Genomic DNA, 25531 nt, shown 5'->3' with positions numbered 1-25531 from the left:
ATGCGCGATTCACAGACCCAGATCAAAGGCATGTTCATCGGCGGCAACTGGGTGTCCTCGAACACCACGTTCGATGACATCAACCCGTCCACGGGCGCTGTCTGGGCGCAGATCCCCGACGGCGGGCGCGCCGAGGCACGCGATGCGATCAATGCAGCACAAGCAGCCTTTCCAGCTTGGGCAGGCCTGCATTTTCAGGACCGCGCACGCATCCTGCTGCGCGCCGCCGACGTCTGGGAGGCACGCAAGGCCGATTTCGTTGCCGCCGCACAGGCAGAAGGCGGCGGCTGGTTCGGCAAGGGCATGTTCGAGGCGGGCTATGTCCCAGAAGTGTTCCGCGCCGCAGCCGCCATGTGCTATAACGCGGTGGGTGAAATGCTGCCGTCGCAACACGGCAAGGTGTCGATGGTCGAACGGACCCCGATGGGCGTGATCAGCGTCATCAGCCCGTGGAACATGCCCGGCATCCTGACATCGCGCGGATTTGCCTTTCCTCTCGCAGCTGGCAACACGATCGTGCTGAAACCGTCAGAGGACACGCCCTATGCGGGCGGTCTGTTCTTTGCCGAAGTCATGCAAGAGGCGGGCATCCCCAAGGGCGTGTTCAACGTCGTGACCTGTTCGCGCGAACGCGTGGGGGAAATGGGCGACGAGTTGGTGGAAAACCCTTTGGTCAAGGGAATCTCTTTCACCGGTTCCACCCCGGTGGGTCGCCAGATCGCGGCCAAGGCAGGCGCGCACTTGAAAAAGGCCTGTGTCGAACTGGGTGGCAAGGACAGCCTGATCGTGCTGGAAGACGCCGACATGGACCGTGCGACCTCTGCCGCGAGCTTTGGCAGCTTCATGCATCAGGGCCAGATCTGCATGTCAGTCGAAAAGGTGCTGGTCCATGAAAGCATCTACGCCGATTTCCTGCGCCAGTTCGTCGCCCGCGCGGCCAAGCTGAAAACCGGCGACACGGCGGACAAGGCCAATGTGATCGGTCCCCTGATAAACGACCGCCAGGTCGAACGGGTGAAATTCCAGATCGAGGATGCGCTGGCCAAGGGGGCCAAGGCGGTTCTGGGCGGTCGCGTCTGGGACAGGTTCGTGGAACCCACGATCCTGACCAACGTGACCCCGGATATGGCGGTCTGGCAGGACGAAACCTTTGGTCCCGTGGCGGTCGTAGTCCCGTTCAGCACGGACGCAGAGGCCATCGCCCTGAACAATGACACCGAATACGGGCTGAGTTCCGGCATCATCACTGCGGACGAAAACCGCGCGCTGCATATGTCGCGCAAGCTGGAAACCGGGATGTGCCATGTGAACTGTTCGTCGGTGAACGACGAACCGCACGTGCCGTTCGGCGGCAGCAAGGCGTCGGGTGTGGGCAAACACGGGGGGAAATGGTCGATGGAAACCTTTACCGAAACGCGCTGGATCACGCTTGATCGCGGCGGCCGTCCGTTCCCGCCGGTGTTCTGATGGGCTGGGAACGCGCACCCCTGCTGCGGGGCAAAACGATTGTCGTCACCGGATCGGCCTCCGGTATCGGGCTGGAAACCGCACGGGTCTGCACGGCGATGGGGGCCCGCGTGCTGGGGATCGACGTGACAAAACGGTTCGACCATGTCGAGGAATTCTACCGGGCCGATCTGTCTGACGGGGCCACCATCGACGCGCTGATCGACGCCCTGCCGGACGGCATCGACGGGCTGGCCAATATCGCGGGCCTGCCGCCCACCGCCCCGGCGGACAAGGTGCTGGCGGTCAACCTTTTCGGCCTGAAACACCTGACACAGGGTCTGATCGCAAAAATGAACGACGGGGCCAGTATCGTGAACCTCGCCTCGCTCGCGGGCTTCGGATGGGCTGACGCGATCCCCGCGATCCGCGCCAGCGAGGGCGTGCATGTGGACGATGCCGCCCGCTTTGCCGAGGCGCATCAGATCAGCAACGCAGGCGGGCGCAGCTACTTTTTCTCCAAGGAAGCGCTGATCGCCTGGACGTTGCAGAACCGCTGGGCCTGGCGCGAGCGCGGCATCCGCATGAACACGGTCAGCCCCGGCCCGGTCGATACCCCGATCCTGGGGGATTTTCTGGAAACCCTGGGCGCCCGCGCCGAGGAAGACGCCCGCATCATGGACCGGCCAGGCACACCGGCCGACCTCGCGCCCATCATAGCATTTCTGCTGTCGGACATGACCACCTGGATCCGCGGCACCAACATCCCCGCCGACGGCGGCATGTCATCAAACATCCTGTGCGACATGCACGGGCTGTCATCATAAGGGAGGCCACATCATGTCTGCACTGGCTTGGATCATCATCATCCTCATCGTGGCGGCGATCATCATTGCGCTGGCCGCGTCATTCTACCAGCGTGCCACAAACGAGGTCGCACTGGTGCGCACCGGTCTGGGTGGCCGCCGCGTCGTGATCGACGGCGGCACATTGGCGATCCCCTATTTTCATGAAATAAACCGCGTCAACATGCAGACCCTGCGGATGGACGTGGCCAGATCCGGTGAATCGTCGCTGATCACCAAGGACCGCCTGCGCGTCGACGTCGGCGCTGAATTCTACGCCAGCGTTACGCCCAACGACGATGCGGTCACGCGGGCGGCCCAGACGCTGGGCAAACGCGTTTTCCAGCCAGACCAGCTCAAGGGTCTTATCGACGGCATGATGATCGACGCGCTGCGGTCGGTGGCCGCACAGATGACGATGGACGAACTGCACGAAAACCGCGCCAGTTTCGTCAAACAGGTGCGCGAGGCGCTGACCGATACGCTGGCGAACTACGGTTTGCAGCTGGATTCCGTTTCGTTGACCGCGCTCGACCAGACCCCGTTTGCAGCGCTGGATGAAAACAACGCCTTCAATGCGGTCGGCATGCGAAAGCTGGCCGAGGTCATCGCCAAGTCAAAGAAGGAACGCGCCGAGATCGAAGGCGACAGCCAGGTCAGCGTCGCCCGCGCCGCAATGGAATCCGAACGGCGCAAACTGGAAATCAATCTTGACCAGCGCCGGGCCGAAATCGCGCAGACGCAGGAAATCGAAACCCTGATCGCGGCGCAACTGTCCGAAATCGCTGCGCGCAAGGCCGACAGCGAACGCAGCGCAGCACAGGCCCGGATTCAGATGGAACAGGACATCGCCGCCGCCGATATCGCTAAGGAACAGGCCCTGCGCCAGGCGGAAATTGCCCAAGCGCTCGCGCTCGACATGGCCGAGCAGGACAGCCACATTTCGCGCGCCGCCAAATCCCAGGAAGAAAGCCGCGCCCAGACCGAGGCAGACACGGCGCGAATCGCAGCCGTCGAGGCGGCAGAGGCGCTGTTGACCGCCCGGCAGATGGCCGAGGCCGAACGCCGCAAGGCCTTGGCCCTGATTGCAGCACAGGAACAGGCCGAGGCGACAGCCGCCCGCGCCCGGATCATGGCCGCAAGTGACAAGGCCACCGCCGCCGACAAGACGGCTGCCAAACGCGAAGAGGCCGAAGCGATCAAGGCCGTCAGACTGGCTGAGACAGAGGCGCATCTGGCCCAGATCAATGCCGAAAATGCGCGTTCAGAGGCGCAGGTCGCCATGGAACTGGAACTGGCCAGACTGGGTGCCTTGCCAAAGATCCTGTCCGAAATGGTCAAACCGGCAGAAAAGATCACCGGTATTTCGATCAACCAGATGACCGGTCTTGATCGCAGCACCGGCAATTCAGCGTCGTCGCCAATCAATCAGACGGTCGACGCGATCATGGATATGGCCGTGTCTCTGCCCGCGCTGCAAAAACTGGGGGAATCCATCGGCGTCAACGTCGATGCGACCCTGACAAGGCCGCAGTCATCTACGGCCAAAAGATCGCCAGAGACGGGCGCGACCTGATGCACAAGTGGACTGCACGCGCGGGAATGGCCCGATCATGACACCTCTAGCGCACTGTCGTTGAATGCAGTGGGCAAAAACAACGCGGCTTTATGCGGTTGAATTGCCGTATTCCCCCAGAAATATCGTGTCAGGGCAGATGTCGTCATAGCTTTGCCCCTGCTGTCTCAGCCAGTCAGCCAAAGGGGACATCATATCCGCCGCACGGTACAGAACCGGGCGATGCCGAGGGTTCCATGTGTTGCCAGCCCAGGCGTCCCAAGGTGAGGCGGCGTCGATATGACCCGCGATCCTGGAATGCAGGATCACGCATTTTCCGACGGCATTGAGGGTCGCCAGACTGATCGTCCCGACGGGTGCATGGTAGGCAGAGGTCGGACCGATCGTGACCCTGTACCCCGAAATATCGGGCAAGCCGAAAGGTGTGGCGCGGACGCCCTCGAACCATTGCCGTCCCAGGTGGAACTGGCCCGGTCGGGCATGTCCGTCATGCGTGAAATGGCAGTCGTGGAACACGAACCCAAACCGCGTTCGGATGTCGGTGCTGGGTGCCGTGGCCCATGATTTTGCAGCACGGCTGGTCAGCGTTCGGATCGTGCAACGCGCGAACCATGCCGTCGACTGGCCAAAGATGAAATCGACGTCGCCTTCGATATCGCAGTCGGTGAAACACGATCGAACGGTCTCGCCCCGGGTGGGCGATTGCAGATACAGCGTGTCCTGAAAACTTTTGAGCGCGACATTCTGCACCTGCACCCGATCCGCGCCCGCGACGAGCAAGGCCACCGCCTGATGCTGGCCGGTGGTGAATTGCCCGGCCGCGTTCCTGTCATCGGACCCGCCTTGTGCGCGGTCGCAGTTGTAGGTGTTGCGCACTGTCAGATTGACCAGTTGCGTGCCATCCGCCTCGACCCTGATGACCGACGCGTTGGCGGTGGTGATCGTGTCCCGCGCCGCGATCCGATCGTGGATCGAACGCACCGAGGCGTGCGCCTGCGCGAAGGACTGGCCGAACTTTGCGCTGTATTCCGTGCCGGACATTTCCGCGTCGATGTTTTCGGACAGTACGACATCGGAGGGATGATCGCCCAGCCCAACCAGTGTAAAGCGGGCAGAACCCCGTGGCAGATAAACCAGCCCCGTGTATGTGCCGGCGGCAATCCCGATCACGACGCGACCTGTGCGGCCCTCGGCGATGGCCAGATTGACGGCAGTCTGCACGCCGTTGGCGTCACAGCCAGAACCCACGATATAATCCGGCACCAATCTTGCGGGGTCCAGCGGTTCTGGCGTCCACGGGTCATCGCGCTCTGCACCGGCGGGGCCGACGTAGCGCAGCACCTGTGATTGGGTATACCCGGCAGCTTGCGCAGGTGTCAGTTGCGGGCGCATCAACGCTGCATCAGCGCAGTTGCCATCATCAGCGGACCGACGCCTTTGATATCGTCCGCGACGCGCGCTTCGGTCAGGTAGTACGCGGCGCTGCCGTCCCGGAACCGGTTTTCGTACCAGCCAAGGCCCGCGACCTCGCAGATGTCGACCATCTCTTGCCCCCCGCCCGCCTTAGGACGCAAGCACCGGGTCACGAGCGTTGAGACCAACCCGTCGGGCACGACGTTCAGACCTAGATCGGCACCGCGCAGCAGCGCGTAAGCGAACATCGCCGATGCAGATGTTTCCGGATAATTGCCATCCAGATCAGGCTGATCCATGACCTGCCACCAGATACCGTCCGCCGTGCGCAAGGCAGCGATCCGGTCCAGCAAGGCGATCGTGCGATCTCTAAGCGGCGCGAAATCATCGCCAACGAGGTCGGCCACATCGACCAGCGCCATAGCAAGCCAGCCAATCGCCCTAGCCCAGACTGCCTGATTGAATCCCGTTACGGGGTCCGCCCAGGGCTGTTCGCGTGCTTCGTCGTAGGCGTGCCAGTACAGACCGCTTGCAGGGTCGCGCAGGGTTTCCAGTGCGGTATCCAATTGCGCCAGACTATCGGCGACACCACCTGCATCGCCTCTTGCCTGTGCGTGGGCGATCCGGAACGGCTGCCCCATATACAGACCATCCAGCCATATCTGCCAGGGGTAGCGCAGCTTGTGCCAGTAAACGCCGCTTTGGGTGCGCGGCTGGGTCTGTAACTGCCGCGCCAGCAGGTCGGCCGCTGTCATGTAATGCGGGTCCCCGGTCAGCCCATGCAGATACAACAATGTCCGGCCCGGCAGGATGTTGTCGATGTTGTAATCGGACAAACCATAGCCCTTCAGGCTTCCATCCTGGCCAATCTGCGGATTCGCGAGGCGTCGCAGATGGTTCAGCCAACGCGCCTCGCCCGTCTGGTGATGCCAGGCCTCCAGACCGCGATAGAGCAAGCCATCCTCATAGCACCAGCTTCCGCCCTTGTAGGGTTGGTAGCGCCGTGCGTAGTCGTCGAAATAATCAGCCAACATCGTTCAAGTCCTCGAGTATCTCAGTCAACGCGGCCTCTGCCTGGATCATGGCAAAGCGGTGCAACAGCCCAGCGTGTCGTGCAGGGGGCAAATGACAGGCCATCAGCGTATCGCCCGCCTCGGCTGCCGCATCATAGTCAATCGTGATCCCTGACAACCGCAGGCCGCGCACTGGTGCCTCGGGCAAGCCCAGAAACGCACCCGCCGCGTGGCGCACGCCGCGCAGTCGCAGGTTGGAGATGGTGATGTCAGACACCTGCGGTGTCGTGTCATCCACGGGTGCAGGATCACGCGACTGCACCGCCGCAGACTTTCCATCTGCATCACAAAAGTAAAAGGCATTTATGGCCAGTGCCGTTCCCACGCCGTCCATGACCACATCGTCCAGGGTGATGCGGGTCACCTGCCCACCACGGCCACGGCGGGTCTTGATCCGCAGGCCACGGTCCGTGCCCTTGAACGCGCAACGGGTGATATCGACGTCGGTGATATCGCCACTCATCTCGGACCCCATGACGACCGCGCCGTGGCCGTCCTCCATCAGGCAATTTGCAATCGTCAGGTGTCGCGTGGGGGCGATGTGATCCACGCGGGTATCGTCACCCGTGCCACGTTTGCCTGCCTTGACGGCGATGCAGTCGTCACCAACGCTGATGTGCAGCCCGCGTAGCTGAACCTGAGTGCAGCTTTCGGGATCGAACCCGTCGGTGTTGGGACTGTCGGCAGGATTCCGGATATGCAGCGCGGCCGCCGTCAGCCGGTCGCAGCGGAACGGATGGACCGTCCATGACGGTGAATTGCACACTGTAATGCCGGACAGCACCGTGTCCGTGCAATGGGCCAGAAACAGCGTGCGGGGTCGGCGCGCGCCGTCGCGGGTTTCCTTGGGCCAGTGCCACCAGTCGCCACGGTCGCCACCACCATCCAGCGTGCCGCGGCCCGTGATCGCCAGATTGGCGCATCCGATCGCCGTGATCGGTGAGGCAAAACTGGCAGCGGGAAGCCCTTCCCACGTGCCGATCACGCGCCCAGTGTCGTCGTGCTCCGGCAGGATCGGCCAGCCGCTGCGGTCTGCGACAGCCTCGAATATGGCCCCGTCGGCCAGCCAGAATGTCATGTCGGATTTCAGGAACAACGGGCCACTCGCAAATCGCCCTGCGGGCACACGCAGCGTGCCACCCGTGGGCACTGCATCAATGGCCCGTGCAAATGCATCGGCGTTGTTCGCCGCACCAGCCGAGACGCCGAAATCGGTGGCATCAATCAGACCGGCGCAGGGTTTGGTCGTAAAACGGACCGCCTCTTCGGCGGTGGCAAATGTATAGGAAGTATCGGGTGCCAGCCCTTCGATGAACACGGGAACGGTATGTGAGACGCCGCCTTGGTCAGCGCCCTCCAACCGCCAGCTGACCGGCGCATCCAGATGGTAGCGGGCCTTGTCTGCGTGAATGAGAATGGTGGCGGTGTAAGGTGTGATTGCGAGGACGTTGAGCACGAAACGGCGCTTTCCAAGGGAGTTGTTCTGCTGGCGCCGGTGCAGACCGACGCCAGCATGCAGTTACTTGTCTTCGAGTGCTTCGCTCACGAGCATCAGGATTTCTTCGGATGCATCGGCGCTGTCCAACTCGCCATAGGCGAACAGTTCCAGCGTGTCCTCGATACCCGCACGCACGTCGGGATCCTCGTTGTAGGGGCTGATCGCGGGTGCGACCGCTTGCATCACCATGTCCTGCGCATCGACCTGGATTTGTTCGATCCCGCCGTTTTCCAGCAGCTGGGCCGCGGCCACGTCGGAGGACGGCACGCCACGGGCGGACCCCATGGCCGCGATCCCGTCGGGCTGCGTCAACAGGCAGTTCAGCACCTCTGCCGCGGCCTGCTGGTTGGGCGAATTGGCCGAGATCGAAAACACCATGGACGGCTTGCGGTAGACACCGTCGTTCTGCGCGCCTTCTACGCGCAGCAGTCCAGCCGGCACCAGTTCCTGACCCTCGGCCAAGGGATCAGAAATCTTGAAGAACGTCGTGTCCCACTGATAGCTGCCCGCGATCTGACCAGAGGTCCAATCCGCGTTTTCATGCAACGCGATGTTGCCCTGTGCCGCGCGGTCCTGCCAGCCCTTGATGACATGGTTGTCGACCATCGCCTGATACATGTCGATGCCCGCTTGCAGTTCGGCGGCGGACCACTGAACCGCGTTGGTTTCGGGATTGATAAAGGATTTGCCAGTCTGCTGGGTCACGATCATCTGGATCAGCAGGGACGCGTCCAGACCGATGCCTTCAAGCGGGTAATAATTGTCGCCCAGCTTTTCGGCGAACACCGGACCGGCAGCCATCAACTCGTCGAACGTGGTCGGCAGAGGCAGACCGGCCTTGTCAAAGGTGGTCTTGTTGAAAAAGAAGATGCGACCTGACACCGACGCCGGAAGGCCGTTCAACGCGCCATTGCGGGTGGATGCCTCAAGTTCTTCGTCGGACCATTGGGACAGGTCGATCGTATCCGCGAACTGACGCAGATCGGCAAAACCGTCGCCGTTTTCGGAAAAGATCGGCAGCCACGGCCAGTTGATCTGCATGATGTCGGCTTCTGTGCCGCCTGCGAGTTGGGTGGCGACCTTTTCAAAATGGCCGGACCAGCCCGTGAACTCTGGCTTGATCGTATGGCCAAGCGCCTCGCCACAGACCTCAAGCGCGGCTTGCGTCGCCTCGTGACGGCTGTCGCCGCCCCACCAGCTCATCCTTAGGTCTTCGGCCTTGGCTGTCCCGGCCAGGGTCGTGGTGGCCAACGCAGCCCCCAAAATCGTTTTGAAATATGTCATGTTTTCCTCCCTATGACAGTGATTTGGTTTGGTCCGCGAGCGAGATGTTCGCCCCGCTTTCCCGGTCGAACAGATGGATGCGCGCGCCGTGAGGGCGCATCGAAACTGCGTCACCGCGCCGGATGCCGGTGTCGAATTTGTCGTTCGGGATCACGGCGATAAAGGTGCTGTCCCCGATGTTCATGTGCAGATTGACCTCGTGGCCCATGAACTCGATGTTGTGGACCGTGCCGGCAAAGGCATCGGGCGTGCCTGCCGGCACGATGTCCATGTTTTGCGGCCGGATGCCGAATGTGACCGGCCCCTCCTGCGCGCTCAGCCGCGCGGCCAATTCCGGTGGCACAGCAATGGACTGGCCAGCCAGCGTGATTTTCAGACCGCCGTCATCGGCCAGCACCGCCGGGGCCAGGTTCATTTCGGGCATCCCGATGAACCCGGCCACGAACGCATTGGCAGGCCGTTCATACAGCGTCACCGGATCGGCCACCTGCATGATGTGGCCTTCTTTCATGACGCAGATGCGGTCGCCCATGGTCATCGCCTCGACCTGATCGTGGGTCACGTAAACCACGGTCGCGGGCCGCCCTTCGTCGCGCAGACGCTTGTGCAGATCGGTGATACGAATGCGCATCGACGCGCGCAGCTTGGCGTCCAGGTTCGACAATGGCTCGTCGAACAGAAAGACTTCGGGCGATTTGATCAGCGCGCGGCCCACGGCAACCCGTTGGGCCTGACCGCCCGAGAGTTGCTTTGGCAGACGGTCGAGCAGTTCCTCGATCTCGAGAATGCCCGACACCTCTTGCGTCGCACTTTCGATCTTGGCCGCAGGTTCACGCTTGAGCTTTAGCCCGAACGACAGGTTCCGCCGCACTTTCATATGCGGATAAAGCGCGTAATTCTGGAACACCATCGCGATGCCCCGCTTGCCCGGAACCAGGTCGTTCACGACGTTTTCCCCGATGCGGATTTCGCCGCCGGTGATGGTTTCCAGTCCCGCGATCATCCGCAGGGTGGTGGATTTCGCACAGCCCGACGGCCCCACAAGCACCATGAATTCGCCGTCCGCGACATGCAGATCAATGCCATGCACCGCCTTGAAGCCGCCGCCATAGACCTTTTCGACGGATGTAAGTTGCAGATCAGCCATCAGCCTTTGACCCCTCCGGTTGAGATACCTTCGATGAAGTATTTTTGAGCGATGAAGAACACGATCAGCGACGGGGCCAGCGCAAGCACGGTCATCGCGAGGATCTGGTTCCAGTTGAACGCCTCGGTCGTGTCGATGCTGAGTTTCAGCGCAAGCGACACCGGATAGTTTTCGACCGAAGAGATGTAGATCAGCGGCCCGAGGAAATCGTTCATGGTCCACATGAACTGAAACAGACAGACCGAGATGATGGCCGGCATCAGCATCGGCACGACCACATACCAAAGCACCTGGAACGTGTTCGCCCCGTCGACCCTTGCTGCCTCTTCCATGTCACGCGGGATCGACCGCATGAACTGGATCAGCATGAAAACGAAAAACGCCTCGAGTGCGAACCACTGCGGCACGAACAGCGGCAGGTAGGTATCCAGCCAGCCCAATTCGCGAAACAGCAGGTACTGCGGGATGCGCGTGACCACGTCGGGCAGCAGCAATGTTGCGATCAGGATGCCGAACAGGATCTTCTTGCCCGGAAAATCGAACCGCGCGAACCCGTAGGCCACGATCACCGATGAAAACGCCGTGCCCAGCATTTTCGGGATCACGATATAAAGCGAGTTCATGAAGAACCGCGCAAAGGTATAGGGCGTCGAAGTTTGCCAGCCATCGATATAGCCTTGGATCGTAGGGTCCTTGGGCCAGAACGCAGCAGAGCTGAATATCTCTTCGTTGGTTTTGAACGATGCGCCCACCAGCCAGATCAGCGGATAGAGCATCAACAGGCCAAATGCAGTCAGCACCACATAGCGGATGATCGCGCCGCGCCTTTGTTCGCGCTGAATCTTGAGTTCCTGCGGCGACCGCGTGCGTTCGGACTGCGGCATCGGTTTGAGATCGGGGATCGTGGTCATGGCCTCAGCTCCTCTTGTCGCCGGCGTAGTAGACCCACTTTTTCGACGACCAGAAGGCAATCAGGGTCAGCACCATGATGATGACGAAAAGGACCCAGGCGATGGCAGAGGCATAGCCCATGTCAAAGCTCTTGAAGGCCTTGTCGTAGATATAAAGCGGCAGCAGATAGGTGGATTTCAGCGGACCACCATTGGTGATGATGTAGGGGCCGTTGAATTCCTGAAACGCCTGCACCGTCTGCATGATCAGGTTGAAAAAGATCACCGGCGTGATCAGTGGCACGGTGATATAGCGGAACTGCTGCCATTTGCCCGCGCCGTCGATGCTGGACGCCTCGTACAGCGATTTGTCCACGGATTGCAGTGCCGCGAGAAAGATCACCATCGCCGATCCGAACTGCCAGCAGCGCAGCAGCGTCAGCGTGAACAGCGCATTCTGCGGGTCGCCGAACCAGTTGACCGGTTCCATCCCGATGGCCGTCAGGCCCATGTTCACCAGGCCTGCTTCGGCAAAAATGTAGCGCCACAGCACGGCAATCGCGATCGACCCGCCCAGAACCGACGGCACATAATAGGCCGTGCGGAAAAACCCGATCGCCTTGAGCTTGTAGTTCAGCACCACCGCCACCAGCAGCGCAAAGGCCAGCTTCAGCGGGACGGTCATGAACACGTACAGCAGCGTGACGTTCAATGATTTGGAAAACGTCCGGTCACGGGTAAACAGCCGTTCATAGTTGTCGAGGCCCACCCATTCCGGCGTCGACAGCAGATCGTAATCCGTGAACGACAGATAGAGCGAGGCCAGGAACGGAAAGGCCGTGAACAGACACAACCCGATGATGTAGGGGGACACATAAGCGATCCCCAGAAACTTGCTGTCACCACCCATTACGAGGCCTCCCTCAATAGATCACGGGGCAAATGGTGCGATGTGGCCTGCACCATTTCATGAAACATCAGCCGCGCCGTATCCGTAGGCAGCGGCGCAACCAGAGGATCGGTGCGGAACAGGCCGAACAGATCGTCCCAGCGGTTTTCGACCACTGCAGCCAGCAGGTCTGTCTGCCGTGCCGCATGGTCCCGTACGATGTCGTGCAGCGCATCGGGCAGACGCCCGGCTACCAGTGGTGTCACGCCCAGCGATGAAAACAGCGCGTTCGTTTCCACAATCGTGCCCATGGGCAGGCCGTCCATCTGGCCGCGATTGGGCAGGTTCACGTTGCTGACAAAATCACCTAGCCCCATCAGCCCCTTGATCTGATCGACCAAGGCCTCGTCCGAACGGTCAGCATGCGGCGCGCCCTCCCCTGCGGCGAGCGCACTTGCCCGCGCGCGTTTTTCGGTGCGGTCCCGGATCCGGTAGGACACCGGCGTCAGCGCGAAATCCCAGTCCTGCGCGGTATCGAGGTATTCGTCCTGCGGGACGAACTCGGCCAGGTGGCGATCCCCGGCAGCGGCGGGAATGCCAAAGCGGCGATACATGTCGAACTTCACACGACTGCGGTCCATGAAATACAGATCGTGCTCGTCGCCCGGATCGACCGCGCGCGGGGACCAACCGCTGTTGCCGTGCTGATCGGCAAAGGCGCGATAGGCGGGCAACATGTCGCGCCCGTCCAGCCCGATGGCATCGACAAAGGTAAAGTGATTGATGCCCAGCACGTTGACCTGGACGTCGCGGTGGCTGTGGTGCTGGGCACCCGCCTGCTGATTGGCGATCCAGGCAACCTGATGGCGCAGCTTTGTCACCTCGTGGCACTCTCCCCACAGGCGGATGCCCGGAAACGCATGATACATGGCACCCGTCAACACGCTCATCGGGTTGGTCAGATTGCAAACCCAGGCCTTTGGCGCATGATCGCGGATGGCCTCGGCAATCGGCAACATCATCGGGATCGACCGCAGCGCCCGCACGAAGCCGCCTGGACCGACGGTATCACCCACCGCCTGCTTGATCCCATATCGCGCGGGAATATCCACGTCGTGGGCCATGTCATCGAATTCACCGGGCAGGATCGACACGACCACCACGTCAGCACCGGTCAGCGCGTCCTGCAACGAAGGCACCGCCCGATAGACCGCTGGCGTCCCGTTGGACACCTCGGCGAACCGTGTGCCGATCCTGGCGTTCCGCTCTGCCGCGGCATGGTCGATGTCATAGAGCCGGACATGGGCTGCCAGCGCCGTGTCATGGGCCAGATCAGCCATCAGCTTGGTCGCCCAATTCAACGATCCACCGCCGATATATGCGATTGTTACAGGTCTCCGGATCACATCACCGCTCCGATTTGCCAGGGTACGAATTCGTTGTCGCCCAGGCCCAGCGCCTCGGACTTGGTCGTCTGCCCCGATGCGGTGGCGCGGATCAGGTCAAAGATTTCGCGCCCCTTGTCGGACATCGTGATCCCACCGGACAGGATATCGCCGGTGTTCAGGTCCATGTCGTCGGGCATCTGGTTGAACAGACGGTCCGACGTGGCCAGCTTGATCGTGGGGGCCGGTTTCGATCCAAAGGCCGAACCGCGTCCCGTCGTGAACACCACGATCTGCGCACCACCCGCGATCTGCCCCGTGGCAGACACCGGATCGTAGCCCGGCGTGTCCATGAAGACGAAACCGGGCTGCACGATCTGTTCGGCATAATCATAGACCGCCATCAACGGGGTCGCCCCGGCCTTGGCCGCAGCGCCCAACGACTTTTCAAGGATCGTGGTAATGCCACCCTGCTTGTTGCCGGGGCTTGGGTTGTTGTCCATCGAACCGCCGTTCTGCGCGGCGTAACCTTCCCACCACTTGATCTGTGCGATCAGCTTGTCAGCCACGGCCAGGCTGTTCGCACGGCGCAACAGCAGTTGTTCGGCACCGTAGATTTCCGGCGTCTCTGACAGGATCGCGGTGCCGCCCTGGGCCACGATCAGATCGCTGGCGATGCCAAGCGCGGGGTTTGCAGTTATGCTGGAAAATCCGTCGGACCCGCCGCACTGCAATGCGACACGCAGCGCGCTCATAGGCTGGGGGGTGCGGGTGATGTCGTTCACCGCAGGCAGGATCAGCGCCACATGCGCCTTGATCGCGTCCACGGTGGCGCGGGTGCCGCCAGTGTCCTGAATGGTCAGCGCATGGAATCGGTCGGTGCCCGCGTCGCCGAAATGCGATTGCATCCGCGCGATCTGCATGACCTCGCATCCAAGACCGACAAAGACCGTGGCACCCACGTTCGGGTGGGTTGCGTGACCCCACAGAACCCGGTCCAGAATGTCATAGCCACGCCCGCTGTTAGCCATGCCGCAACCGGTACCGTGGGCCAGTGCGACGATGCCGTCGACATTACCGTAGTCATCAAGCAGGCCACTGGCCTCGATCTCGGCGGCGGCACGCCGGATCACCGTGGCCGAGCAGTTCACCGTCGCCACAAGGGCGATGTAATTGCGCGTGCCCACGCAGCCATCGGCGCGGGCATATCCGTCAAAGGTCAGGGCATCGGTTTGCGGGATTGCCGCTTGCGCCGACGCCAGATCGGCCCCGATGGCGTAATCCTGTTCGGGATTGGCAAAGGTGCAATTGTGCGTATGGACATGCGCACCCGCCGCAATCGCCGCGGTCGCCTGGCCGATGAACTGTCCGAACTTGATGACCGACGCACCCGCAGGCATCGCAACGCGTGCAACCTTGTGACCCGACGGGACCGGTGCCACCAGCGGCGCACCAAGGCGCAGCGGATCGGCACCCGCCCCGGCACGTTCCGTAAGGACGGCGACCGTATCACCGGGGTGGAGGATCAGCGGATCAGTCATGGGCCAACGCCTTGATCACGCCGCGCAGCTCTGCCAATCCGCGCAGCCGACCGATCAGCGGATAGCCGGGGATCAGGTCGCGGGTCAGGTCCGACAGCATGTGGTGGCCGTGGTCGGGCCGGAACGGGATCGCATGGTCGGCACGGCCCGCATCGCGGCGGCGCGCCTGTTCCGTCAAGAGCACGCGGATCAGCGCGACCATATCCGTGTCGCCCTCCAGGTGATCCGATTCCTCGAACGATCCATCGGGGTCCTTACGGACGTTGCGCAGGTGCGCGAAATGAATCCGGTCGGCCACTTGGGCCGCAATCGCGGGCACGTCGTTTGCGGGATTCGCCCCGAGAGAGCCGGAACACAGCGTGATTCCGTTGGCAGGGCTGCCGTGCGCCTTCAGCACCCAATCAAGATCAGCACCATCCGACACGATGCGCGGCAGACCCAGAATGTCACGGGGCGGATCGTCGGGATGCACGCACAGCCGCAGCCCCAGATCTTCTGCGGTCGGCACCACCTCGTCCAAGAACCGCTTGTAGTTGCTGCGTAAGGCGTCGCGGTCGATGCCATCGTATCCCGCGAGGGCCGTTTTCAGACCAGCTATATCGTAACGGTCGAACGCCCCCGGCAATCCCGCCATGATCGCAGACAGCAAACCAGCGCGATCGTCCTCTGTCGCCGCCTGAAACCAGGCCGCCGCCTTGGCCAGCACTTCAGGGCTGTAGTCGTCTTCTGCAGCACGACGCCCCAGCATGTGGATTTCAAAAGCGGCCATGCGTACGGCCTCGAACCGCAGACAGGTGGCACCACCGGCGACAGGGGCCGCCAGATCGGTCCGCGTCCAATCCAGCAGCGGCATGAAGTTGTAGCAGATCGTGGTGACGCCCTCGGCCGCGAGATTGGCCATGGACTGACGGTAGTTGGCAAAGAAGGTGGTCAGATCGCCCTCGCCCTTTTTGATCCGCTCGTGGACCGGCAGGCTTTCGACCACGACCCAATTGAAACCCGCATCCACGATCTGACGCTTGCGCGCGGCAATCGCGTCTTGCGGCCAGACCTCGCCGTAGGGGATACCGTGCAGCGCGGTGACGATGCCCCGCGCGCCGGTCTGCGCCACGTCACCCAAGGAGATGCTGTCGAATTCTCCGTACCAGCGCCAACTTTCGATCATCAAACGGCCCTCTTGATGGCGGCACGGACACCGTCCTGCCAGATGACCGTGGCGGCCTGTGACACAGGCCCCTGCAAGCGGTAAGCCAGATCGCGGGGAAAGATTTCCGCCACCGACAACAAGGATGCGACGATGCCGGCAGGGTCGTCCTGTGATTGTGCCAGTGCATGCAGACGGTCGGCCATAGGATCGCGCACGTCGATGGGCTGTCCGGCCGCATCCGTGCCGGTGACATAGCGCATCCATGCGGCAATGGCCGTGCAAAGTCCCTCGATGGGTCGTCCCGCATCGAGGTTGTCGCGCACCGTACCCAGAATGCGTTGCGGCAGTTTCTGGCTGCCGTCCATCGCGATCTGCCAGGTCCGGTGGCGGATCGCGGGGTTGGCATAGCGGTCCATCAGCGCATCGGCATATTCGGTCAGGCTGACCCCCTGCGGCGCAGTCACGGCGGGCGAGATTTCGGACCAAAGGGCACGGACGTAAGCGGCGAAATCGGGGTCCGCGACGGTGTCCGCGATGGTCTCGTGCCCGGCCAGATAGCCGGTATAGGCCAGCGCGGAATGGGTGCCGTTCAGCATCCGCAGTTTCATGTCCTCGTGCGCGGTGACGTCCGCAACAAGTTCGACACCCGCAGCCCTCAGGTCGGGGCGGGTGCCGCCGACGAAATCATCCTCGACGGCCCATTGGGAAAACGGCTCGTGCAGCACCGGTGCTGCATCGGGGATGCCGGTCAGGGCAGTCACCCGCGCGATGTCGGCCTGGGTGGTTGCGGGGGTGATCCGGTCCACCATCGTTGACGGAAACCGGCCCTCGGTTGCAATCCAGTCCGCAAGCTGCGGATCAATCTGCCGCGCAAGTTGCAACACCATTTCACGCACAAGCCTGCCGTTGTTTGGCAGATTGTCACAGGTCAGCACCGTAAAGGGGGGCGTTCCCGCAGCCCGGCGTCGCGCCAGCGCCCGCACCAGAAAACCTGGTGCCGACATGGGCAGGTCGCGCGACAGATCGTGCCGGATATCAGGATGATCGAGGTTCAGTTTCCCGGTCGCGGGATTGTGGCAATAGCCCTTTTCCGTGACGGTCAACGTGACGATCCGGACGCCGGGATCGGTCATTGTCGCCAGTACCGCTTCAGGGTTTTCTGGCGCGACGAGCACGTCATTGAGCAGCGTGATATCGCGCGTCTGCTCGCCTTCGGGGGCCAGCGTGACAGAGGTGTAGTGCCAGTCACGCAGGCGCAGCGCGTCGCGTGTGTCAGGGCTGCGCAGGGACACGCCCACTATGCCCCAATCGCCGCCCGACGCGGCCATTGCGTCGGCGATATAGACGCAACCGAATGCGCGAAAGAACGCGCCAAGTCCCAGATGGACGATGCCGGTTGCGGGACGCGCCACCGCGTCATTCATTTGACCGTCAGCGGGCAAGCCAGCCTCCATCCACATTGAGGACCGCGCCATGGACATATCCGGCCGCAGGCGTGCACAGGTAAACAGCAGCCCCGGCGATGTCCGACGCTGCGCCCCAGCGGCCCGCCGGAATCCGTTCCAAGATCGCCCTGTTGCGGTCGGGATCGGCGCGCAGGGCCTCGGTGTTATTGGTCTCGATGTACCCGGGGGCCACGGCGTTCACGTTGATGCCCTTGGCCGCCCATTCATTGGCCAAGAGCTTGGTCAGGCCGGCGACGCCGTGCTTGGACGCGGTATAGCTTGGCACGCGGATGCCACCCTGAAACGACAACAGCGACGCGATGTTGACGACGCGGCCAGTGCCCCCCCGCGCCAGTACGGCCTTGGCAAAGGCCTGTGTCGTAAAGAACAGCGCCTTGAGGTTCACATCCATCACCGCGTCCCAGTCGGCCTCGGTGAAATTGACCGCGTCGTTGCGCCGGATGATGCCGGCGTTGTTGACCAGAGTGTCGATAGGCTGGTCGTCAAACAGACCCTGCCCTGCCATCGGATCGGTGAAATCCACCAGCATGGATGATGCCGTCCCGCCCACATCCGCGATCATCGCAACTGTCTCGTCGCAGGCGCGGCGGCCCGCGCAGATCACCTCTGCACCGGCCTGCGCCAGACCAACCGCTATGGCTTGTCCGATGCCGGTGTTGGCCCCGGTGACCAGCGCACGGCGGCCCGTCAGATCGAACGCCGTGCTCACCGCAAATCCCCCATGGCGACCATGTCCATATCCGTGAAATCGACGTTGTCGCCCGCCATCGCCCAGCAGAACGTATAGGACGACGTGCCCGCGCCTGCGTGGATCGACCACGGCGGAGAGATCACAGCCTCTTCATTGGCCATGACGATGTGACGGGTCTGGTCCGGCTCGCCCATCAGGTGAAAGACGCGCTGGTCTTCGGGCATCTTGAAGTAAAGATAGGCTTCCATACGGCGGTCGTGCAGGTGCGCGGGCATCGTGTTCCAGACCGACCCTTCGGCGAACTGCGTGTAGCCCATCAGGAGCTGGCAGGATTTGCAGACCTCGGGGTGCAGGAACTGGATGATGACGCGCTCGTTCGCGGTCTCGCGCGCGCCCATCTCGACGCGGCGCGCATCCTTGAGCTTGATCAGGGTGGTGGGATAGGTCTGGTGCGCCGGTGCCGACAGGACGTAAAACCGACCCGCGCCGCTGAACTCGACCGGCCCGGCACCCATGCCGATATAGAGAACCTCGCCGTTCTCCAGCTCATAGCTCTCGCCGCCTACCGACACCGTGCCGGTGTCACCGATGTTGAGCACGCCCATCTCGCGGCGTTCCAGGATCGTCGCGGTGCCGGTGGCCTCGACCTTGTCCAGCGTCAGGGTGCCGCCCGCGGGCACAGCAGAGCCGAGGATCAGGCGATCATAATGGCTGTAGACCAGATTGATCTCGCCGTCCGCGAACAACCCACCGACGTGAAAATGGTCGCGCAACTGATCTGTGTCCAGCGTCCGGGACGTGGCGGGATCGATCGCGTGGCGTGTTTGGGTTTTCAGCATGGTCATGTCTTTCTGGTTCAAAGGAAATCGTCGCGACGAGGTGTAAAGGTGTCGATCAGCGTACCCGCCTCGTGGCAGGTGCAGCCGTGCCGGGCACCAGACGGGATCATCAGACTGTCGCCCGGCCCCAGATCATGTGCCGTGCCATCGACGGTAAAGGTGAAACGCCCGCTTTCGACATAGGTGGCCTGCACGTGCGGATGATCGTGCAGCGCGCCTTTTGCGTCCGTGTCGAACCTGAAGGCGACGAGCATCATTGCGGGATTTTCGGCTAGAACCTGACGGGTCACGCCGGGGTCTGTCGGAACGACGGGATAGGACATGGCGGACCTCATCTGAACAGTGCCGGCAGCCACAGGGACAGCGCGGGGATATAGGTGACAAGCATCAGGGTCAGAAACGCGGCCCCGTAGAATGGCCAGATCGTGCGCACCGCGTCCCAGACGGGAATCCGGCCAACAGCGCAGCCCACGAACAGCACGGCCCCTACCGGCGGGGTACACAGCCCGATGCCAAGGTTCAGGATCAGGATCACGCCAAAGTGGACAGGATCGACACCAAAGGCCACGGCCACCGGCAGAAAGATCGGTGTCGTGATGACGATCAGCGGCGACATGTCCATGAACGTGCCCAGGATCAGCAGGATCACGTTCAGCAGCAGCAGGATGACGATCGGGTTGTCAGACACGTTCTGCAGCAGGGCGACCATGGACGCGGGCACCTTGGTATAGGCCAGCAGCCAGCCAAAGGAGGCCGCGCACCCGATCACCAGCAGCACCATGGCCGTTGTGCGCACGGCGGCGAATGTCGCTTCCTTGAAATCGTGCCAGCTGAGGCTGCGATAGACGAAAAGCGTCACGACCAGCGCATAGACAACGGCGATGTTCGACGATTCCGATGCGGTAAAGATGCCCGAACGCACGCCACCGAAGATGATCGCCACAAGGATCAAGCCCGGTGCGGCAGAGGCAAAGAGGGTTCCGATCACGCGAAATCCTTGGAATGGCTGGACGGGATAGCCCTTGCGCTTGGCGACCCACCAGGCGGCCAGCATCAGCAACAGCGCCAGCGTGAAACCGGGGATGATTCCTGCGGTGAACAGATCGGCGATGGAAATGCGCCCGCCCGCCGCGATGGAATAGATGATCATGTTGTGCGACGGGGGCAGCATCAGGGCGATGATCGAACTGACGACCGTGATGTTCACCGCATAGTCGACATCGTAGCCGCGTTCCTTCATCTGGGGGACCATCAGACCGCCCACCGCGCTGGCGTCGGCCGCGGCAGAGCCGGAGACACCGCCGAACATGACCGACGACAGCACGTTGACCTGTCCCAGACCGCCGCGAAAATGCCCGACAAAACCGCTGGCCAGCGCCACCAGACGCCGCGCGATATCGCCACGCACCATCAGATCGCCTGCATAGATAAAGAAGGGGATCGCCATCAGCGCAAAGACGGACACGCCGGAATTCAGGCGTTGAAAAACCACGACCGGGGGCAGGCCCAGATAGGCGATGGTCGCAAAACTGGACAGACCCAGGCAGAACGCCACCGGCGTCCCGATCAGCAGCAAAAAGACGAATGTCCCGAACAGAACGTAAAGTTCCATGCTACGCGACCTCCGGGTCTTCGCCGAACCGCGCCGTGGGCAGGCCCGCAGCACGGCGCAACACGCGTTCGATGGAAAACAGGACGATCAGGATGCCGCCGGCGACAAGAGGCGCGAAATCGAATGCGCCAGAGATACCAAGGCTGGGCAGGACATTGCCCGCTGTGCGCGCAGCCAGCTGCCAGCCGAACCAGATCATGCCGATCCCAAAGGCCGTGACTGCGATGTCTGAAATTGAATAAAGCACCAGTTTCGCCCGCAACGGCAGCATGTACAGCAGCACGTCAAAGGACAGGTGGTAGCCTTCGCGGATACCCACGGCGGCCCCCAGAAAGATGAACCAGCCCATGATCATGACCGATGCGGGTTCGGTCCAGATGATGCTGTCATTGAGGATGTAGCGCCAGACCACCTGGGCTGCGATCAGTACGGTCATCAGGACCAACCCGGTTCCGGCCGCCCACAGGGCCAGCCGGGCCAGATGCCCCGTCCAGATCGCCGCTTTTTCCATCGTCTGCCGCATATGTCCCCCGCAAAAATCGACCCGCCGCATCAGCGCGGCGGGCCGAAGGCGTTTTTATTCAGTGGCCTGAATGTCGGCGACCATCTGCTGCAACACCGCAGAGGTGACGTATTTGTCGTACACGGGCCCCATCGCTTCGATGAACGGAGTCTTGTCGATGTCGCTGATGACCTCGACACCTGCCGCGCGCACATGCGCTTCGGATTCGGCTTCGCGGGCGGCCCAAAGTTCACGCATGACCGGTACCGAATCCCGGGCGGCCTGACGCACGATCTCCTGATCCTCGGCGCTGAGGCCATCAAAGGTCGATTTCGCCATCACCAGCACCTCGGGCACGATCAGATGCTGATCGAGGGTATAGTATTTCGCCACTTCGAAGTGGCCAGAGCTGTCGTAGGACGGCCAGTTATTTTCTGCCCCGTCGATGACGCCGGTCTGGATCGAGGAATAGACCTCGCCATAGGGCATCGGGGTCGCGTTCGCGCCCAGCGCATCGACCATGTCCACGAACATATCCGACTGCATGACGCGGAATTTCATGCCGGCCAGATCGTCTATTGATGCGATCGGCTTTTCAGAGTTGTAGAAACTGCGCGATCCGCCGTCGTAGAACGCCAGGCCAACCAGATCGTGATCGCTGAACGCATCCAGAATCTGCTGTCCGACAGGACCGTCCATAACTTTGTGCATGTGGTCGGTCGAGCGGAAGATATAGGGCAGCGACGGGACCTGCGTTTCCTCGATGATGTTGTTGAACGGCCCGAGCGAGACACGGTTCATGTCGATCACGCCGAACTGCGTTTGTTCGATCGTGTCCTTTTCCTCACCCAATTGGGCTGAATGAAAGACCTCGATGCACAAACGACCGTCCGTGCGTTCCTCCAGAAGGCGGCCCATTTCCTCGACTGCCGCCACCGTCGGATACCCTTCGGGATGCGTGTCGGACGACCGGAACGTCGTTTCGCAGGCGGATGCGGCAGTGACGGTTGCGACGCTCGCCAACAGGGCCGCACCAAGTGTTTTCGTGTAAATCATTTTTCCCTCCCAGAAAATGCTCGTCAGAGCTTGTAGGCCTGTTTTGCAAGCCGGTAGCTGAGGTCATGCGCGACCTCGGGTGCCTCGTCCCGGTCCAGCCGGCCAGTCGCGACCAGCGTGGCAAGAAACGTGCAATCGACCCGGCGCGCCACGTCGTGGCGGGCGGGAATGGAACAGAATGCGCGGGTGTCGTCGTTGAAACCGACGGTGTTGTAGAAACCAGCAGTTTCCGTCGCCATTTCGCGGAAACGGATCATGCCTTCGTAGCTGTCATGGAACCACCATGGCGGGCCAAGCCGCAGCGCAGGATAGACCCCGGCCAGGGGGGCCAGTTCGCGCGCGTAGGACGACTCGTCCAGGGTGAACAGGATGATCGTCAGTCCGGCGTCACCGCCGACCGCGTTCAGCAAGGGACGCAATGCGGTCACATAGTCGGTGCGCATGGGGATATCGTACCCCTTGTCGCGGCCAAACCGGGCCATGATGTCCGCTGAATGATTGCGCGCAGATCCCGGATGAATCTGCATCACCAAACCGTCGTCGCGTGACATCCGCGCCATTTCGGTCAGCATGTGCCCGCGAAAACGGTCTGCCTCCTCGCTACTGCACTTGCCCTGAAGTGCGCGGTCAAACAGTGCCGCTGCCTCGTCTTCCGGCAGGTCCTCTGTCCGGGCGGTCAGGTGGCCGTGGTCCGAGGACGTGGCACCGAAAGATTTGAAAAATGCACGGCGGTTGCGATGGGCAGCCAGATACCCGCCCCATGTGGTGGCATCCTCGCCGGCCAATTCACCCATTTTTGCCACGTTATCCGCGAACCCGTCGCATTCCGGATCGATGACCGTATCAGGACGATAGGCAGTGATGACGCGGCCGTCCCAGCCGCTGTCGCGGATCATCTTGTGCCATTTGAGGTCATCAATCGCGCTCTCGGTCGTCGAAATCGCCTCGATGTTGAAACGCTTGAACAGAGAACGGGGACGAAACGCATCGGTTTTCAGGCTGGCGTCGATATGATCGTATATCGCGTCCGCCGAGGCCGCGGACAGACGTTCGTCCACGCCGAACACCTCTTGCAGGGCGTGATCCACCCAGATGCGCGACGGCGTGCCGCGAAACAGATGATAGTTTGACGCAAACAGGTTCCAGATTTTGCGACTGTCGGTTTCCGTGGCACCGCCATCGACACGCGGCACGCCCAGATCCTCTAGCGCGATCCCCTGACTGTGCAGCATCCGGAAAACATAGTGATCCGGCGTGACGAAAAGCGTCGCAGGGTCCGGAAATGCCCCGTTTTCGGCAAACCAGCGCGGATCGGTATGGCCGTGAGGGCTGATGATCGGCAGGTCCTTGACGCCATCATAGAGATCCCGCGCCAGTGTCCGAACGGCCGGATCTGTGGCGAACAGGCGATCCTCATCAAGTAACGGCATTCATCCCCCTTCACTGTCGGCAACCTGCCCGACTCTCCCTACTGATATCCTAGTTATTCAGAAGCTCCTGTCAACTAATATCCTAGTTGCAAGGAGACGCTTTCTGCGGGATAACTGAAGCAACGTGCGATAACTGGGGAAATAGCCATGAAGATAAGCGGCACACTGTCGTCGGGGGGATCGGACATAACGCTGCCCCTGCTGCGACAGACTCCCCAACCGACAGTCGCAGATCAGGTGTTCGACACTCTTCAGCAGCGCATTCTCAAGCTGGAGCTTCCGCCGCAGACCAAGATTTCCGAAGCCGAAGTGTCAAAGCTGATGGGCGTTTCCCGGCAACCCGTCCGAGAGGCGTTCAAGCGTCTGGCCAAGCTGGGGTTTCTGCATATCCGTCCGCAAAGCAGCACGACCGTCAGCCTGATTTCAGAAGAAGCCGTGTTGCGCGCCCAGTTCATCCGAACAGCGCTCGAGGTCAAAACCTGCCGGACAGCCTGCGAGACATCCACACCCCAGACGCTGGCCCCCCTGCATGCGCTGATCGCACGTCAGAAAGAGGCGATCGAGGCACAGGACAGAGACCTGTTTCACGCCCTGGACGAAGAATTTCATATCGCGATCTGCGTCTTGGCCGACGTCCGGTTCGTCTGGGACCTGATACAGGACAGCAAGGCGCATATGGACCGCATCCGCATGCTGTCTTTGAATACGACGTCACAGAAACTGGCGTTGCAGGAACATGTCGCAATTTTGGATGCCATTTCGGCGCGCGACCCGGATACGGCCGAGGCCGCGATGACCGCACATCTGTCGCGCATTGTCGTTCTGATCGACGAGGTCAAGAAACAGCAGCACAGCTTTTTTCAGGAAACGGACACGTGACACGGACTGTTTGCATCGGCGAGTGCATGATCGAAATGGCACCGACAGACACCGAGGGCGCGTTCCGGATGGGCTTTGCCGGCGACACCATGAATACCGCCTGGTATCTGCGCAGACTACTCGGGGCGGATCATCAGGTCGATTACCTTACAGCCATCGGGACCGATTCCGCCTCGCAACAGATGTCTGCATTCCTGCAACAGGCCGGACTTGGCGTTGACAGCATCTTGCGCCGCAGCGACCGCACTGTGGGCCTTTACGTCATTCGGCTGGACAACGGCGAACGCAGTTTCAGCTATTGGCGCGGGCAAAGTGCGGCGCGGACACTGGCGCAGGACAAGGCAGCGCTGACCGCAGCCCTGAGTGACGCGGATTACGCCTATTTTTCCGGGATTACGATTGCGATCCTGCCGCCTGAGGATCGGGCGCGGTTGCGCGATGCCCTTGCGGTGTTTCGTGCAAACGGGGGTCAGGTCGTGTTCGATCCCAATTTGCGCCCTGCCTTGTGGTCTGATCCACAAGAGATGCGGGATGAAATCATGGCAGGTGCTGCGGTCAGCACGATCGTTCTGCCATCACACGAGGACGAAGCCACCTGGTTCGACGATCGCGATCCCGCAGCGACGGCGTCGCGCTATGCCGCCTGCGGCGCGCAAACCGTTGTCGTCAAAAACGGCTCTGGACCGATGTTGACCTGCGTGGACAGGGTCCTGAAATCGCACGACCCCGTCACGGTGCAACAGGTGATCGACACGACAGCCGCAGGTGACAGTTTCAACGCAGGCTTTCTGGCATCCATCATCCGGGGTGCTGCACTTTCCGGGGCCGTGCAAAACGGTGCGCAGGTCGCCGCACAGGTCATTCAATCGCGCGGTGCATTGGTGGACCTGACCTGACGCACTGATCCCGTCACACCATGGAC

At 61.8% G+C, this 25531-nt stretch carries 23 protein-coding genes; 5 read left to right on the top strand and 18 right to left on the bottom strand.

Annotated features, from left to right (window positions below; genetic code table 11):
- From BMX27_RS10285 to BMX27_RS10275, 3 genes are read left to right on the top strand one after another with little or no spacing between them, the layout of a single operon-like run.
- On the top strand, window positions 1-1467 hold the full coding sequence (locus tag BMX27_RS10285; protein WP_256212468.1) for an aldehyde dehydrogenase family protein: 1467 nt from the start codon (window positions 1-3) through the stop codon (window positions 1465-1467).
- Window positions 1467-2273 (top strand): coniferyl-alcohol dehydrogenase, encoded by an 807-nt coding sequence (locus BMX27_RS10280; RefSeq protein WP_090159754.1) that lies wholly within the window; start codon window positions 1467-1469, stop codon window positions 2271-2273. Before BMX27_RS10285 ends, BMX27_RS10280 begins: the two co-directional genes overlap by 1 nt.
- A 13-nt stretch (window positions 2274-2286) precedes the next feature.
- A complete protein-coding gene (locus tag BMX27_RS10275; RefSeq protein ID WP_090159753.1) occupies window positions 2287-3867 on the top strand; it encodes a flotillin family protein in 1581 nt (526 codons plus the stop codon).
- A 90-nt stretch (window positions 3868-3957) separates the two neighbouring features.
- Here the strand turns inward: BMX27_RS10275 and BMX27_RS10270 are convergent, their stop codons facing one another.
- The 18 genes from BMX27_RS10270 to uxaC all read right to left on the bottom strand — a co-directional run bounded on the left by BMX27_RS10270 (window position 3958) and on the right by uxaC (window position 23730).
- Complete coding sequence (locus BMX27_RS10270; protein ID WP_090159752.1) at window positions 3958-5259, bottom strand: pectinesterase family protein; 1302 nt, start codon at window positions 5257-5259, stop codon at window positions 3958-3960.
- Complete coding sequence (locus BMX27_RS10265; RefSeq protein ID WP_090159751.1) at window positions 5259-6314, bottom strand: glycoside hydrolase family 88/105 protein; 1056 nt, start codon at window positions 6312-6314, stop codon at window positions 5259-5261. Before BMX27_RS10265 ends, BMX27_RS10270 begins: the two co-directional genes overlap by 1 nt.
- Window positions 6304-7809 (bottom strand): polygalacturonase PglA, encoded by a 1506-nt coding sequence (locus BMX27_RS10260; protein WP_090159750.1) that lies wholly within the window; start codon window positions 7807-7809, stop codon window positions 6304-6306. Before BMX27_RS10260 ends, BMX27_RS10265 begins: the two co-directional genes overlap by 11 nt.
- A gap of 63 nt (window positions 7810-7872) precedes the next feature.
- Window positions 7873-9135, bottom strand: coding sequence for an ABC transporter substrate-binding protein (locus BMX27_RS10255; RefSeq protein WP_090159749.1), 1263 nt, complete (start codon window positions 9133-9135; stop codon window positions 7873-7875).
- 10 nt (window positions 9136-9145) lie between these two features.
- Window positions 9146-10282: an ABC transporter ATP-binding protein gene (locus tag BMX27_RS10250; protein ID WP_090159748.1), complete on the bottom strand. Its 1137-nt coding sequence runs from the start codon at window positions 10280-10282 to the stop codon at window positions 9146-9148.
- The gene (locus tag BMX27_RS10245; RefSeq protein ID WP_090160000.1) at window positions 10282-11166 is read right to left on the bottom strand and encodes a carbohydrate ABC transporter permease; all 885 of its coding nucleotides are present in this window, start codon (window positions 11164-11166) and stop codon (window positions 10282-10284) included. The genes BMX27_RS10250 and BMX27_RS10245 overlap by 1 nt, the downstream gene beginning before the upstream one ends.
- A gap of 31 nt (window positions 11167-11197) precedes the next feature.
- Window positions 11198-12082: a carbohydrate ABC transporter permease gene (locus BMX27_RS10240; protein WP_090159747.1), complete on the bottom strand. Its 885-nt coding sequence runs from the start codon at window positions 12080-12082 to the stop codon at window positions 11198-11200.
- The gene (locus BMX27_RS10235) at window positions 12082-13467 is read right to left on the bottom strand and encodes a family 4 glycosyl hydrolase (protein WP_256212467.1); all 1386 of its coding nucleotides are present in this window, start codon (window positions 13465-13467) and stop codon (window positions 12082-12084) included. Before BMX27_RS10235 ends, BMX27_RS10240 begins: the two co-directional genes overlap by 1 nt.
- Window positions 13464-14987, bottom strand: coding sequence for a UxaA family hydrolase (locus BMX27_RS10230; protein ID WP_090159746.1), 1524 nt, complete (start codon window positions 14985-14987; stop codon window positions 13464-13466). Before BMX27_RS10230 ends, BMX27_RS10235 begins: the two co-directional genes overlap by 4 nt.
- Entirely contained in the window at window positions 14980-16152 is a 1173-nt protein-coding gene (gene uxuA, locus BMX27_RS10225) for a mannonate dehydratase (RefSeq protein ID WP_090159745.1), read from the bottom strand. Before uxuA ends, BMX27_RS10230 begins: the two co-directional genes overlap by 8 nt.
- Complete coding sequence (locus tag BMX27_RS10220) at window positions 16152-17588, bottom strand: mannitol dehydrogenase family protein (RefSeq protein WP_371260129.1); 1437 nt, start codon at window positions 17586-17588, stop codon at window positions 16152-16154. Before BMX27_RS10220 ends, uxuA begins: the two co-directional genes overlap by 1 nt.
- The gene (gene kduD / locus BMX27_RS10215; RefSeq protein ID WP_090159743.1) at window positions 17566-18309 is read right to left on the bottom strand and encodes a 2-dehydro-3-deoxy-D-gluconate 5-dehydrogenase KduD; all 744 of its coding nucleotides are present in this window, start codon (window positions 18307-18309) and stop codon (window positions 17566-17568) included. The genes BMX27_RS10220 and kduD overlap by 23 nt, the downstream gene beginning before the upstream one ends.
- Window positions 18306-19130, bottom strand: a complete 825-nt coding sequence (gene kduI / locus BMX27_RS10210) for a 5-dehydro-4-deoxy-D-glucuronate isomerase (protein WP_090159742.1) — start codon at window positions 19128-19130, stop codon at window positions 18306-18308. The genes kduD and kduI overlap by 4 nt, the downstream gene beginning before the upstream one ends.
- A 17-nt stretch (window positions 19131-19147) precedes the next feature.
- Window positions 19148-19453, bottom strand: a complete 306-nt coding sequence (locus tag BMX27_RS10205; protein WP_090159741.1) for a cupin domain-containing protein — start codon at window positions 19451-19453, stop codon at window positions 19148-19150.
- Window positions 19454-19461: 8 nt separating this feature from the next.
- Window positions 19462-20742: a TRAP transporter large permease gene (locus BMX27_RS10200; protein ID WP_090159740.1), complete on the bottom strand. Its 1281-nt coding sequence runs from the start codon at window positions 20740-20742 to the stop codon at window positions 19462-19464.
- 1 nt (window position 20743) lies between these two features.
- On the bottom strand, window positions 20744-21265 hold the full coding sequence (locus BMX27_RS10195) for a TRAP transporter small permease (protein ID WP_090159998.1): 522 nt from the start codon (window positions 21263-21265) through the stop codon (window positions 20744-20746).
- 54 nt (window positions 21266-21319) lie between these two features.
- Entirely contained in the window at window positions 21320-22300 is a 981-nt protein-coding gene (locus BMX27_RS10190; RefSeq protein ID WP_090159739.1) for a TRAP transporter substrate-binding protein, read from the bottom strand.
- A 23-nt stretch (window positions 22301-22323) separates the two neighbouring features.
- Entirely contained in the window at window positions 22324-23730 is a 1407-nt protein-coding gene (gene uxaC, locus BMX27_RS10185) for a glucuronate isomerase (RefSeq protein ID WP_090159738.1), read from the bottom strand.
- Between the two features lie 147 nt (window positions 23731-23877).
- Between uxaC and BMX27_RS10180 the strand changes: the two genes are divergently transcribed.
- Both BMX27_RS10180 and BMX27_RS10175 read left to right on the top strand, forming a co-directional pair.
- Complete coding sequence (locus tag BMX27_RS10180) at window positions 23878-24609, top strand: GntR family transcriptional regulator (RefSeq protein ID WP_090159737.1); 732 nt, start codon at window positions 23878-23880, stop codon at window positions 24607-24609.
- A complete protein-coding gene (locus BMX27_RS10175) occupies window positions 24606-25505 on the top strand; it encodes a sugar kinase (protein WP_090159736.1) in 900 nt (299 codons plus the stop codon). The genes BMX27_RS10180 and BMX27_RS10175 overlap by 4 nt, the downstream gene beginning before the upstream one ends.
- Window positions 25506-25531 lie beyond the last annotated feature (26 nt).

The organism is Loktanella sp. DSM 29012 (assembly GCF_900110705.1).
Classification (GTDB): domain Bacteria; phylum Pseudomonadota; class Alphaproteobacteria; order Rhodobacterales; family Rhodobacteraceae; genus Loktanella; species Loktanella gaetbuli.
Note: the sequence above shows the minus strand (reverse complement) of the source record. Positions and strands in the feature narration are given on the sequence as shown.

Coding starts and splice junctions, on each gene's coding strand:
- BMX27_RS10240 (WP_090159747.1), bottom strand. CDS start 12,082: ATGGGTGGTGACAGCAAGTTTCTGGGGATCGCTTATGTGTCCCCCTAC.
- BMX27_RS10275 (WP_090159753.1), top strand. CDS start 2,287: ATGTCTGCACTGGCTTGGATCATCATCATCCTCATCGTGGCGGCGATC.
- BMX27_RS10230 (WP_090159746.1), bottom strand. CDS start 14,987: ATGACTGATCCGCTGATCCTCCACCCCGGTGATACGGTCGCCGTCCTT.
- BMX27_RS10250 (WP_090159748.1), bottom strand. CDS start 10,282: ATGGCTGATCTGCAACTTACATCCGTCGAAAAGGTCTATGGCGGCGGC.
- BMX27_RS10195 (WP_090159998.1), bottom strand. CDS start 21,265: ATGCGGCAGACGATGGAAAAAGCGGCGATCTGGACGGGGCATCTGGCC.
- BMX27_RS10255 (WP_090159749.1), bottom strand. CDS start 9,135: ATGACATATTTCAAAACGATTTTGGGGGCTGCGTTGGCCACCACGACC.
- BMX27_RS10190 (WP_090159739.1), bottom strand. CDS start 22,300: ATGATTTACACGAAAACACTTGGTGCGGCCCTGTTGGCGAGCGTCGCA.
- kduI (WP_090159742.1), bottom strand. CDS start 19,130: ATGCTGAAAACCCAAACACGCCACGCGATCGATCCCGCCACGTCCCGG.
- BMX27_RS10280 (WP_090159754.1), top strand. CDS start 1,467: ATGGGCTGGGAACGCGCACCCCTGCTGCGGGGCAAAACGATTGTCGTC.
- BMX27_RS10285 (WP_256212468.1), top strand. CDS start 1: ATGCGCGATTCACAGACCCAGATCAAAGGCATGTTCATCGGCGGCAAC.
- uxaC (WP_090159738.1), bottom strand. CDS start 23,730: ATGCCGTTACTTGATGAGGATCGCCTGTTCGCCACAGATCCGGCCGTT.
- uxuA (WP_090159745.1), bottom strand. CDS start 16,152: ATGATCGAAAGTTGGCGCTGGTACGGAGAATTCGACAGCATCTCCTTG.
- BMX27_RS10245 (WP_090160000.1), bottom strand. CDS start 11,166: ATGCCGCAGTCCGAACGCACGCGGTCGCCGCAGGAACTCAAGATTCAG.
- BMX27_RS10205 (WP_090159741.1), bottom strand. CDS start 19,453: ATGTCCTATCCCGTCGTTCCGACAGACCCCGGCGTGACCCGTCAGGTT.
- BMX27_RS10265 (WP_090159751.1), bottom strand. CDS start 6,314: ATGTTGGCTGATTATTTCGACGACTACGCACGGCGCTACCAACCCTAC.
- BMX27_RS10180 (WP_090159737.1), top strand. CDS start 23,878: ATGAAGATAAGCGGCACACTGTCGTCGGGGGGATCGGACATAACGCTG.
- BMX27_RS10200 (WP_090159740.1), bottom strand. CDS start 20,742: ATGGAACTTTACGTTCTGTTCGGGACATTCGTCTTTTTGCTGCTGATC.
- BMX27_RS10220 (WP_371260129.1), bottom strand. CDS start 17,588: ATGGAGGCTGGCTTGCCCGCTGACGGTCAAATGAATGACGCGGTGGCG.
- BMX27_RS10270 (WP_090159752.1), bottom strand. CDS start 5,259: ATGCGCCCGCAACTGACACCTGCGCAAGCTGCCGGGTATACCCAATCA.